Genomic DNA, 11,452 nt, shown 5'->3' on the forward strand with positions numbered 1-11,452 from the left:
ACCGCAAGCATCATGCCCGATAATGGTCAGGTCGAGCGCATGAACCGCACGATCAAGGACGCGACTGTCCGGCGCTATTACTACGACATCCATGATCAGCTGGGCGCCACCTCAGCGACTTCCTCGCCGCTTACAACTTCGCCCGAAGGCTCAAGACCCTGCGCGGCCTCACCCCCTACGAGTACATCTGCAAGATCTGGACAACTGAGCCCCAACGCTTCAGGCTCGATCCGCTCCACCAAATGCCGAGACCAAACATTTAGTCATAGTCAAAACAGTACTCTCACTACTCAGCTATGTGGGAGAACCTCTCTGCGCATTTCAGGCGCACGATGTTGCCGAAACGCAGGAATAATACACAGGATCGCTCATGTATGCTCTTATCTCAGCTTTTAGGAACTCCTTGCGCGGGCTGCTAGCCGTCGCGCGGTCCGAACGTGCGGTGCAGCAAGAACTGTTACTACTTATTGCAGCAGTGCCCGCGGCTCTCTGGCTGTCACCGAATACCTGGGTGCGTGTCAGCCTGGTTGGCGCGATCATGCTTGTACTCGGAGTCGAGTTCCTCAACACAGCAATCGAGAAGCTCTGCGACCACGTAAATCCCGGATATAATCAGGATATCGGTTTCATCAAAGATGCAGGTTCCGCAGCAGTATTGTTTGTCATAGTTCTTGCAGCACTGATATGGGGCGCTGCGGCCTTCGAGGCTCTACGCTAAACAACTACATACGGGTTCAGTGTTCTACATGCAAATTCGGAGCAGCGGAATACCTACCCATTCCATCACCTCCCTGCGGAACGGTGAAATCTAATCTGATGATTTGTAGTAGTCCTTTTCTGATCTGAGAGTTGGCGTGCGAAGGTAGGTCGTGCTCATCTGTCGGATGGTCTTCAAGGGGTGATCATCGTCTCCTTTGCCGGCGGCACCGCATCGAAGAATGTCTGCAAGGGTGTTTTTCCAAAGCACCACAACAGTACGACATCCCCAAAAAGGCCGCTATGGCTTTTCGCCAAACAAGGAAGTCGATGGTCAGAGTGAGCGATAGAAGCGGCCGAACCTCTGGTCGACGTCATCCCAGCCGATGAGCGCAGCCAGCCAGAACAGTTCGTGGCAAAAATCGAGGATCCGGTCGAGACGAATGCGGTAGAGGTCGCCAGTGTCGGCTTGGGGTCCCGAGGCAAAACACCAGCTTTTGGCAGGTCAGTCTCCAGGAATCGGAATATTGTTATGTTTCGCGAATATGACTAACCCACTCCTTTAGATACTTAAGACCAGTAATCATCGACAACTGGCTCTACTGGGAGTAACTTGGTCTTTGGTCTATGACTGCAACCGAGCATGAGACCGGAAGGGGGTCTGGGAGGCACGTGCCTTCTCCTACAGACCCTCTTCTTGTTTCTGAGCCTGTGGTTCTGCTGCCAGTTATCGGAAGCCTTCGGACACCGCACAGTGAGGTCCTAACCGCTGAGTCAGGAGGCAGACCAATGCCTCATGAAGCCAAAATCCCAGGCCAGGTTGAGGGGCTCCGTCTGCCCCCACGGGCTTGGAAGGTGCTACAGAGAGAGCACATCACGAACATTGACCAGCTCATAGCCGCGGCGTATCGGATCGACCAGTTCTCGGGCATTGGGACAAAGACGGCACACGTGATTAGAGAAGAGCTCGTCCGTGTAATATCCCTCAAGGAACAGCCGCCCAAACATCCCTCATAGAAGTAAGTCACTGGCACACATTTCGTGGCTGGAGGGATTTGGCTGATGGGTGACGATAAGGGTCTAGACCTCGATCAGCTCCTGGGCACCCTGAGTGGTGCTCTGGCAGAGCCGGAAGGTAAGCCTGGCCCTGAGCTAAATCTGGTGACTCGACCAGAGATGTATATTCCGGACACCATCGAGGTATACCATGGGGAAACGTACTGGACTATTTTTTGCGAATACCATTCGGGTTTCTGTGGCAACCCTTCGCAACTGGGAGCGGGGACATCAGTCTCCTCAGGGGCCCGCTAGGGCCTGTTAGCGTCTGAGAGCGTTGCTGTCCTTTGAGAGAAGGGCATGATGATGCTGACGGACGCGCAATGGATGATGTTGGAGCCCCTCGTCGAAGCGGGCCGGCCCCATGCCAAAGTGCCCCCATCCCATCTCCGGCGCACCATGAGCGCCATTCTGTGGCGGCATGAGAATGGGGCCAAGTGGAGGGCTCTGCCTGCTGACCTTGGGCCCTGGTGGATGGCCGCTCAGACCTTCATCCGTTGGGCTCGCTTGGGTGTGTGGGAGCGCCTGCTGAGCCTCGTGCAGGAGCGCGGTGTCCAGCTTGGAATGACGTTCCTGGACGGCACAAATGTCCGCGCTCATCAGAAAGCGGCGGGTGCGGCACGAAAGGGGGCTCTCAAGCTCAACGAGACCATCGTCAGGCGCTTGGCCGGTCTCGTGGCGGCTATGGCACCAAGGCTTGCGTGATTGCCGACAGTCTGGGACGGGCAATCGCTTTCCGCATCGCACCTGGTCAGGCCCATGAACTGCCTGAGGCCATTCCGCTCCTGGAAAAGCTACCGGGCGTGCCCGCTTGGGTGGTGGCCGATCGCGGCTACACCAGTCATACCTTCCGCGCGTACATCTGGAGCATAGGAGCCAGACCAGCGATCCCGCCACAGCGCCACGAGGCGCCGGTCGCCTGTCCGGACTGGATCTACAACAACCGCAATGTCGTCGAACGTCTCTGGGCCAGATTGAAGGAGTGGCGAGCCGTTGCAACCCGCTACGAGAAGACTGCATGCTCCTTCATGGGTGTGCTTTGTCTCGCGGCTGCCATCGATTGGATCAGGCACTAACACGCCCTAGGGGTTCTCCTGGCGTTGCTGGAGAGGAATCCACAGATCTTGGAGGAAACCCTTGTATATATTGATGGGGCAAAGCTGCCGGTTTTGTCGCAAACTCGAATTATAGGCATTTTTCGGCGCCATCTTGTGTCATGGAAACGGCACTAAATCGTTGATTTTAAAGCGCTAACTGTCGCTGACCCGTTAGTATAGGCAAGTAAAAATCGAGATTGCGATAGAACCCACCGGTGAGGTCAATGCGTGCATAGTCGGCGCCGTGCAACAAAGCCACTGGGATTGGCACCCTCTCTTCAACAACTTGATAGTGCCCACGAGCGATCCTTAGGCTTGGCGGCCCGGCTGCCAGTGGTTCGATACGCCGCAACGAGACAGACTACGAAGGCGACCGATGCCTCAAAGTGGAGGCGGCGGCATGGCAGGGGTGACCGTCGCGACGAAGTGCGCCACCCGTCTGCAGGGACCCAGGGAGTAGGACTTGGTCATTGCCCATCTCCTCCAAAGAAGAGGGCCCAAAATCAATGAATCCACGAGGCTTATACGCCGCATAGTCCGAGATTGAGCCAGAGCTGTCGTTGCTCTAGTAATAATCTCTAGAAAAGATAACTAATAAAACCGTCCGCAGAAGAATTTGAAAGTCGAGAAGCAAACTACGATTTTTAATATACCAAATATCGTGTTTCACACGATTGGTTATCTCGTCTATGTTTTTGATTTCACCGCGACACCCGTTTATTTGTGCCCAGCCCGTCATCCCTGGCCTAACACTTTGCCGAAGTACATAATTTGGAATCGCTTCGCAATAGTACTGATCTTGTACCACTGCGTGGGGGCGCGGCCCGACCAATGACATTTCTCCTCGTACGACATTGATCAATTGCGGAAGCTCATCGATACTAGTTCGCCGAATCCAATAGCCGAACTGCGTTACTCTCACGTCATCTTTTTTTGCTGAGGACACATGCGCGCCGTCCTCGAGTACATACATGCTTCTGAACTTATAGATCTTAAATATTTTCCCTTTAAATCCCACCCTGCGTTGCGCAAATATAGTCGGGCCCGAACTCTCCAGCTTTAACGTAGTTGCTATGATCATGAGCAAAGGGCTGAGAATTATCAAGAAAAGTATAGCGACTGTAACATCCAGACCACGCTTGAGATACAAGCTGCTCTGGTTTATATCGCGATGAGCAAAGTTTTTATCTTGCTGGCGCTCAATGTAAGCCCCGCCAAATTGGCACTCGGCATGGTGCTGGTGAGCTCTTTGGCGTCCTCTTGTTGATATGCGATCCCATAGGATCTTATAAGACGCGCCACCCATAACAATTTCCTTTGACGGACAAACATCCAAGAAGCGATCTTGATATGGCTAGATACGTAACATAAAATCGAGAAAGCACGCCCACATAGGAGAATAGTCAAAAATGCCAAGGGCTGCTCTAGCGACTTAGCAACAATTGCAATTGTCTGTTCAGTTTTTGGCTGCGTGTGTTTATATTATTCGAACGTTTGAGCCCGACTGACAATTTCCATTTAGGATTAGCTGATTCATGATTTTTATCTGGGAATAACCCTAGGTGGTTACGAGCCGGTTCGAGGGAAATTTGGGTCTTTGCAGGCGGTTGTGATTCACTGATCAGCGCTGATTTGCGGAGGCGCCGATGTGGACAGCCGACAGCCGGATTTACTACGACCGCTCGGATCTGCGCTACCCGAGTGACCTGACGGACGCCGAATGATATCTGGTCTGGCCGTTTCTTCTCAGCAACATCAAAGCTGGCTCCGACCCGCGGCGGATGCGCGAGATCCTCAACGCGGTTCTCTACTTTCTGAGCACCGACTGCCAATGGCGGGCTCTGCCCAAAGACCTGCCGCCGCGCAGCATCGGGCACGGCTGGTTCGTGCGCTGGCATTGTGATGGTGTGCTCGACCACATGCACGTCGCGCTCTATCAGCAGGTCCGTGAGCTCGAGGGTCGCCACGCCAGCCCCACCGCCGCCATCGTCGACAGCCAAAGCGTCAGGAGCGCTGAAAAAGGGGGAAGCGCATCGACCTGATCGGCTGCAATATGGCCAAGAAGATCACAAGAAGATCAAGGGTAAGAAAAGGCACCTCATCGTCGACACGCTGGGCCTGATGCTCGGCATGGATGTGACGCCAGCCGACGTGCAGGACCGCGACGGCTTTCTGCCGCTTCTGAAGAGGGTGCGACACCTGTTCGTGTTCCTGGAGCGCCTGTTTGCTGATGGCGCCTACAGCGGCATGGAAACAGCCGCGGCGGCGAAGCGGATCGGCAAGGTGAGCCTGGAGATCGTCAAACGCTCAGATGCAGCCAAAGGCTTCGTGGTGCTGCCGAAGCAGTGGATCGTGGAAAAATCGTTCGGGGGCGCGGCCGCTGCCGCCGCTTGGCCAAGGATTGTGAAAACCTCACCCGCACTCAGTTGGCTTTTGTGCAACTTGTCATGATCCGCAGGATCGCAAGGCTTTGTCAAACCTCATGAACAACTCAGACCGACTCTAAGCTCGACTTTGGCCATTTTGGCGGGTGAATTGGGAGCACGAGGCGGCGAAGCGAACGATGCGGTAGGCTGGCAGCGTTTCCGCCAAGAGACGCCGCCATGCCGGATCTGCCCGCCCGCTTCGCCGCGATCATTGTAGCCTTTGCCTCGCTTTTTCGCCACCGAACTTGGCTCCATGCCGAGATCCTGCTCATTGGAGCCATCCTGGCTCCCGGCAAGCGCACAGTGACCAGCCTGCTGCGCATCACCGGCCTTAGCGGCGAGAGGCACTTCGTCAACTACCATCGCGTGCTCAATCGCGCACGATGGAACAGCCGCCGCGCCGCTCACCTGCTCCTTGGATTGCTAATCAACACTTTTGTACCGGCTGGTCCGGTGATCCTCGGTCTCGACGACACCATTGAGCGCCGCCGCGGCAAGTGCATTGCAGCCAAAGGCATCTACCGCGATCCGGTGCGCTCGTCCGATGCCCACTTTGTCAAAGCTTCAGGCCTACGCTGGATCAGCCTCATGCTCCTGGCTCCAATCCCATGGGCCGCCCGCACCTGGGCCTTGCCGTTCCTGACTGCCCTGGCGCCCTCCGAGCGGTACTGCCATGAGCATGGAAAACGGCACAAGAAGTTGACTGACTGGGCCCGGCAGATGGTGCTGCAGGCTCGCCGCTGGCTGCCCGAGCGCGAGCTGGTCCTGGTGGCTGACATGGGCTTTGCTGCCCTGGAGCTGCTGGCAGCCTTGTCCTGCCGTGGCGTCATCTGCATTACGCGTCTACGGCTGGATGCTGCCCTCTATGAGCCGGCTCCGCCACGTCATCCTGGGACAAAGGGCCGCCCGCGCAGCAAAGGAGCGCGCCTGCCGAACCTCACTGAGGTGCTGAAGCGGACGAGCACACGCTGGCGACGGGTCACAGTGCCGGGCTGGTATGGTGAAGGGGACCGGACGATTGAGTTCTGCTCCGCCACCGCGGTGTGGTGCCATAGTGGAAAGCCCGTCGTGCTGATCCGCTGGGTGCTGGTGCGCGATCCGCTCGGGCGCTTCTCGCCGCAGGCCCTGCTGTGCACCGTTCCCGCGCGGGATCCCCTGCAGATCATCCGCTGGTTCATCCTGCGCTGGCAGGTCGAGGTCACGTTCCAGGAGGCTCGCGCTCATCTGGGTGTCGAGACCCAGCGGCAATGGTCAGATCGCGCGGTGTCCCGCACCACGCCCTGCTTGTTCGGGCTGTTCTCGATCGTAACCCTTCTGGCTGCCCAACTCAGTCAGCGCGTCCGCACGGCTGTTCTGGTCGACAGCTGGTACCGCAAGTCTCATCCGACGTTTGCGGATGCTCTGGCTGCGGTGCGGCAGGCCATCTGGCGCGAAACCGGTTTACTCACGTCCCGGCACCGGCACAAAATGCCAAAACCCTCACAGGCCCTTCAACGATGCTTGATTTACGCGCTCTGCCGAGCCGCCTGATTGGCCAAAGTCGAGCTGAGAGCCTGTCCCGAAGAGGGTTGAGTGGCCGAGGCCACTATGATTCCAGGAGGGTGCTGAAGCCTGACCTGGAACCGCAATGTGGACCCGACCACCCGGCGGCAGTATAGCCGCGACGGCTTGCGATACGAAACCGATTTGACCGATGCCGAGTGGGCGCTGATTGCGCCGCTCCTGCCCGAGCCGCACGCCTGCGGACGACCCCGGCGCTGGTCCTGGCGCGAGATCCTCAACGGTATCTTCTACGTGCTGCGCGGTGGCATTGCCTGGCGGCTATTGCCCTCTGATCTGCCACCCAAGAGCACGGTCTTCCGCTGGTTTAGCTTGTGCCGGGACACCGGTCTGTTCGAGACCATCAATCATCTGCTGGTCATGGCGGATCGCGAGCGGGTCGGGCAGGAAGTCTCGCCCACCGCCGCTGTGCTCGACAGCCAGAGCGTGAAGACGACCGAGAGCGGGGGCTCAAGAGGCTATGATGCCGGCAAGAAGGTCAAAGGCCGCAAGCGTCAGGTGATGGTGGACACCGACGGGCGTGGTCTGATCCTGGAGCCCCAGCCGGCGGACGTCCAGGACCGGGACGGGGCCTGTGTGGTTCTGCGCCTGTCGCGGCGCGCCTTCCCGTTCATCGCCCAGGCCTTTGCCGACAGCGGCTATGCCGGAGAGGCTCCCACCAAGGCGACCTTGATCCGCATCGAGATCGTCAAGAAGCCGCCCGATCAGGTTGGCTTTGCGGTGCACCCACGCCGCTGGGTGGTTGAAAGATTCTTCGCGTGGATCAGTCGCAACCGGCGGCTCTGGAAGGATCCGGAGGCGACGCTCACCTCAGCCCGCGCGTTCCTCTACGGCGCTTCCGTCATGCTCCTCGTCCGCCGCTTGGGACGGAGCTCATGATTTACGAGACGGACTCTAAATCTTTCCAGGGTAATGGTCTTTGAAAAGGTGCGTTTCTATGATGAGCCGCGATTTACGAGGGTAATAGCGTGAACAGATCAGAATAGATCACGTGAATTCGCTGCCGGGTTGTGTAGAACCCAAGATAAGTGTATCATTATTTGGCGATAAACCTGATAGTCTCTCGAATCATAATCTGATACCAAGCCCTGGTGATCAAGAACCTTTGGGCCCACTCGCGCAGGCCGATGGACATGATGGTCTAGAGCTGATCGATCAGCTTGATCGAGGCCGCGCAGCAGTGATCGAGCGCCTTCGGCATCCTGGATGTCGGCTGGCGTGAGGTTGACCATCAGCAGGCGCCCGTCCGTGTCGACCGCGATGTGCCGCTTGCGGCCATCACCTTCTCGGCGGCATCGTAACCGCCTCCGCCCGGGTCGCAGGAGCTTCGACCATCTGGCTGTCGATCACGCCAGCCGTCGGGTTCGCTTGCCGGCCTGAGCGCTCCCGATCCAGCATGAGGGCGACATCGTGCAGGGTCTGGAACAGCAGACGCCGCACGAAGCACCGGAACCACCAGTACACGGTTTGCCAGAGGCCGAACTCATGCGGCAGCATGCGCCAGCCGCAGCCGGTCTGGACGAGATAGCGGATGACGTAGAGGATCTCACGCAGGTTCATCTTGGGCTTGCGTCCGCGCCAGGCGGGTTGGCGAAGAATGAGGCGGATCCGCTCCCATTCCTCATCGGTCAGGTCGGTTGGGTAGCAGCGACGTTCAGAAGCCTTCTGGCGCTCGCGATGCTCTTTCGCTCACATCCGGCTCATGTGGACCCGACACTACCCCAATCCGACCCACTGCAACATTCTCAAACAGGCACTCCGAACTGGGCGCGGCCCCTTTCTATGTGCCGTGGCACACACGCAGCCACGGAACGTTTACCTTGGCCGTTGCATGATGCTTGCACCGGGCGCGTGGCATAACAGCCCGATCATGAAGCTCAATGCCAGTTTCTGCCGAGCTGGGATAGGAGCAGCGCCCTTGTCGAGGGCCATGACTCCTCTCGGTTTGGGCTTATTGCGCGCGAGGCGTCTGCTTCTGCCCTGCGTTGCATCACCTCGATCCCGCCTCGCCCACGCAATTCTCTCTTTCTGGCCGGGATTCTATCGGAAGGGCGCGCCGGTGCGCCGTCGGGGCCGGCGGCGCGGCTGGGTATGCGAAATACCCTTGACCATGGGCTCCTCTCTGCCCTCCCGCAGGTAGCCCATGGTCAAGCCCGACGGAAGCCGGGAGGCCTCCGTCGGGCCGCCCGGTCTCGCGCAAGGCTAACTCTTGTCTCGCCCTTGTCTCGCGGTTCATGACGCACACTTTGTCAGGTGCGAAACTCCCTCTTTCTGGCCGGTACGGTCCGTCGCAAGAGAGGGTCGGTTAGCCCCTCCGCGCTCTGCGCGGGGACGAGAAGTGGATTAGTATCAGCATCAGCCATGGGTCTTCTATGGTCCCCGATCTCCCCCATGGTCAGGCCTAGCAGGCTCCCTCTTGCCGCCCGCCGGGCCGCCCATTCGCGAGTTGGACACAGCTTTGAGGGGAGAGCCATCATGACTCTTCAAGAGTTTCTGGCCCTATACCACGAACTTCCAGACGGAAAAGGCGTGCTCGCGTTCATCCTTGCGCTCGTCCTTGCGCGCGCATTAATAGGCATTGCGAAGTCAGGAGGAGCCACTCATTGAATTTCATCTCCTGCTTTTGTTTTGGCTGCGCCGGTGAAGTGTTAGACGAAGTGAAAGAGGTGGGCGTTGCAGACCGACTCGGCGGTCGGCCCTGTAGCATTACCTGCCAGAGACACAATCAGTAGCGCGCTTCGCGGCCATGATTGCCACTATAACTTGCGGCTTAACAGGTTAACGCGACAGCGCCCGAAGACGGGCACCTCATCAGCCTTTCTTCTAGCGGCTCAGCGGGAAGCTTCTAGATGAGGCCCGAATAGCCTCCTGTATGTGCCTAGTGTTGCCGCTCCTCATTCGTTTGAACCATTCACCCTGTTAGTTAAGATAGGATAGGGCTCTCCTGCATCCCGAGAGGGCCTGATGGCCCCGCTAACCAAGTTTGACCAGCAACGGTGGCACAGACGATACGGTCTACAGGGGCAGCAATAGGTCCTTCCAGTCTGCGTGAGCGAGCTCGGGTCACAGGCAGTTCATGCTGGGAGTACTCGCCGCCATAGAACCAATACCAGTATGGGCCCATAACCTAGCATTACAGTTGCGCCCTCGGCTTGCGATGTGAGATTTGCGCCATCGCCTGATGCGCGCGTCGCCAAACGGACCAGGCCATCACGAAAGCCGGCTCGATCCGGTGTTGCTGGAGGCGGGTGGCCACGCGGCGGATTTCCTGGACAGACCAGCGTACCAGCGCTGCAGCCTGGCCGCGTCGCTTCTTTTTGGGGGAGCTCAGGCTGTTGGCGCGCTGGCGCACCACCGCCATCATGGCAAACGCCAGCATCACCAGCGACACATGTTGATGCCACCCGTGCCAAGAGCGTGTCTCATTGTGCGTCAGCCCCAACTCCGTTTTGGCGGTCTCGAACGCATCCTCGATCGCCCAGCACTGGCCTTCCACCCGCACCAGCGTGTCGATCGGCGTGCCGGCCGGGCACCAGGTCGAGAAGAACGCCAGGTCCCCATCGGAGAGGCTGCGCCGGATCAGCAGGCCACGCGTCCACAGGCCGGTGAGATCGTTGTTGTATTCTGCAGCCTCAAGATCGGCGAGTTCGAGATAAGCCCAGTCATACAGGCGTGCTCCCTTGGTGCCGTCACCCGCCGACAGGCGCTGCCAGGCCTCGGGCACCAGAGCCTGCGCGATCTGCTCGGCCGTGCCGGCAACTTCGGGCTTGTCGATCCAGGAGTTGAACCGATCGGTGGCATGCTCGCCGAGCACATAGCCCTTGCCGGCCCGGCGCAACTGCATCTCGATCGCTCCCACACCATAGATCGTGTCGGCAGCGACCCAGTCGAACGGAACGCCCGCTGCAAGAGCCCGCGCGATCATCTGCGCGGCGATCTCGGGGTTGGTAACGAAGTGAAGGCTGTCGGGCACCTGAGCGGCGGTGCGGCGCTCGGGATTGTTCGTCCAGTCCTGCGGCAGATAGAGCTGACGGTCGATGAAGGCGCAGCCCTTGTCCGACACATAAGCCGCAAACACCCCGATCTGGCAGTTGGTGATCTTGCCCGCCGATCCGGTGTACTGGCGCCCCACGCCGCACGAGCGCTGGCCCTGCTTGAGAAAGCCGGTCTCGTCGATCACCAGCACCGCTCCGGGCGAGCCCAGCGTCTCGAGCGCATAGTCGCGCACCATGTCCCGCAGTGCGTCCGCGTCCCAGTGGCTGCGCCCGAGCACCGCCTGCTGGCGCCAGGGCCCCGAGTCGCCCGCGGCCTCGGCCCGCATCCAGCCGGTCTTGCGCCGCTCGGGCCCGAGCAACCCATCGAGAAAGGCCGCGGCCGAGATACTGGGATGGGCAAACAGGGATTTCAGGTGAGCTTTGACTTGACGCAACTCCACACACCAGAGTTCGAGCATCTGCTCGACGGCCACACCGGTCATGGCAGCCTCCTGTGTCAGATCAGGAGACGATGAGCCCATGAGCGGCACCTGCAACTGTAATGCTAGAGCGTGCAGCGGTTGCGTGGAATCGGGATCGCTGATTCCATTGGGCTGGTTGTAGTCGGTCGGGAGGCGTCCCA

General features: G+C 58.8%; 6 protein-coding genes and 4 pseudogenes. 7 read left to right on the forward strand and 3 right to left on the reverse strand.

Going from position 1 to position 11,452, the window contains the following annotated elements; translation table 11 throughout:
- From DRB19_RS27215 to DRB19_RS27235, 4 genes and pseudogenes are all read left to right on the forward strand, one after another.
- Positions 1 to 263 (forward strand): annotated as a pseudogene (locus DRB19_RS27215) (integrase core domain-containing protein); the annotation flags it as partial.
- A gap of 107 nt (positions 264 to 370) precedes the next feature.
- Positions 371 to 718, forward strand: a complete 348-nt coding sequence (locus tag DRB19_RS27220; protein WP_114189121.1) for a diacylglycerol kinase — start codon at positions 371 to 373, stop codon at positions 716 to 718.
- 767 nt (positions 719 to 1,485) lie between these two features.
- Complete coding sequence (locus DRB19_RS27225; RefSeq protein WP_114189122.1) at positions 1,486 to 1,713, forward strand: hypothetical protein; 228 nt, start codon at positions 1,486 to 1,488, stop codon at positions 1,711 to 1,713.
- A gap of 345 nt (positions 1,714 to 2,058) precedes the next feature.
- Positions 2,059 to 2,828, forward strand: a protein-coding gene (locus tag DRB19_RS27235; RefSeq protein WP_114189128.1) for an IS5 family transposase whose coding sequence is annotated in 2 segments (ribosomal slippage) — positions 2,059 to 2,374 and positions 2,374 to 2,828 — 771 coding nt in all. Because the reading frame shifts where the segments join, the coding sequence is not laid out codon by codon here.
- A gap of 586 nt (positions 2,829 to 3,414) precedes the next feature.
- On the opposite strand, the gene DRB19_RS27240 is transcribed toward DRB19_RS27235, so the two are convergent.
- Entirely contained in the window at positions 3,415 to 4,155 is a 741-nt protein-coding gene (locus DRB19_RS27240) for a sugar transferase (protein WP_114189123.1), read from the reverse strand.
- Between the two features lie 340 nt (positions 4,156 to 4,495).
- Between DRB19_RS27240 and DRB19_RS27245 the strand changes: the two are divergent.
- From DRB19_RS27245 to DRB19_RS27255, 3 genes and pseudogenes are all read left to right on the forward strand, one after another.
- Positions 4,496 to 5,335, forward strand: a pseudogene (locus DRB19_RS27245) (IS5 family transposase).
- 117 nt (positions 5,336 to 5,452) lie between these two features.
- A complete protein-coding gene (locus DRB19_RS27250; RefSeq protein ID WP_114189124.1) occupies positions 5,453 to 6,805 on the forward strand; it encodes an IS701 family transposase in 1,353 nt (450 codons plus the stop codon).
- Positions 6,806 to 6,886: 81 nt separating this feature from the next.
- Positions 6,887 to 7,714: an IS5 family transposase gene (locus DRB19_RS27255; RefSeq protein WP_373867421.1), complete on the forward strand. Its 828-nt coding sequence runs from the start codon at positions 6,887 to 6,889 to the stop codon at positions 7,712 to 7,714.
- A gap of 287 nt (positions 7,715 to 8,001) precedes the next feature.
- Here the strand turns inward: DRB19_RS27255 and DRB19_RS27260 are convergent.
- Both DRB19_RS27260 and DRB19_RS27270 read right to left on the reverse strand, forming a co-directional pair.
- A pseudogene (locus DRB19_RS27260) lies at positions 8,002 to 8,521 on the reverse strand (IS5 family transposase); the annotation flags it as partial.
- Between the two features lie 1,618 nt (positions 8,522 to 10,139).
- Positions 10,140 to 11,312 (reverse strand): annotated as a pseudogene (locus tag DRB19_RS27270) (IS701 family transposase); the annotation flags it as partial.
- Positions 11,313 to 11,452 lie beyond the last annotated feature (140 nt).

This window comes from Microvirga aerophila, from assembly GCF_003332305.1.
In the GTDB taxonomy this organism is placed as follows: domain Bacteria; phylum Pseudomonadota; class Alphaproteobacteria; order Rhizobiales; family Beijerinckiaceae; genus Microvirga; species Microvirga aerophila.

Excerpts from the sequence above, each read along its gene's own strand:
- DRB19_RS27220 (WP_114189121.1), top strand. The coding sequence starts at position 371 with ATGTATGCTCTTATCTCAGCTTTTAGGAACTCCTTGCGCGGGCTGCTA.
- DRB19_RS27225 (WP_114189122.1), top strand. The coding sequence starts at position 1,486 with ATGCCTCATGAAGCCAAAATCCCAGGCCAGGTTGAGGGGCTCCGTCTG.
- DRB19_RS27240 (WP_114189123.1), bottom strand. The coding sequence starts at position 4,155 with ATGGGTGGCGCGTCTTATAAGATCCTATGGGATCGCATATCAACAAGA.
- DRB19_RS27250 (WP_114189124.1), top strand. The coding sequence starts at position 5,453 with ATGCCGGATCTGCCCGCCCGCTTCGCCGCGATCATTGTAGCCTTTGCC.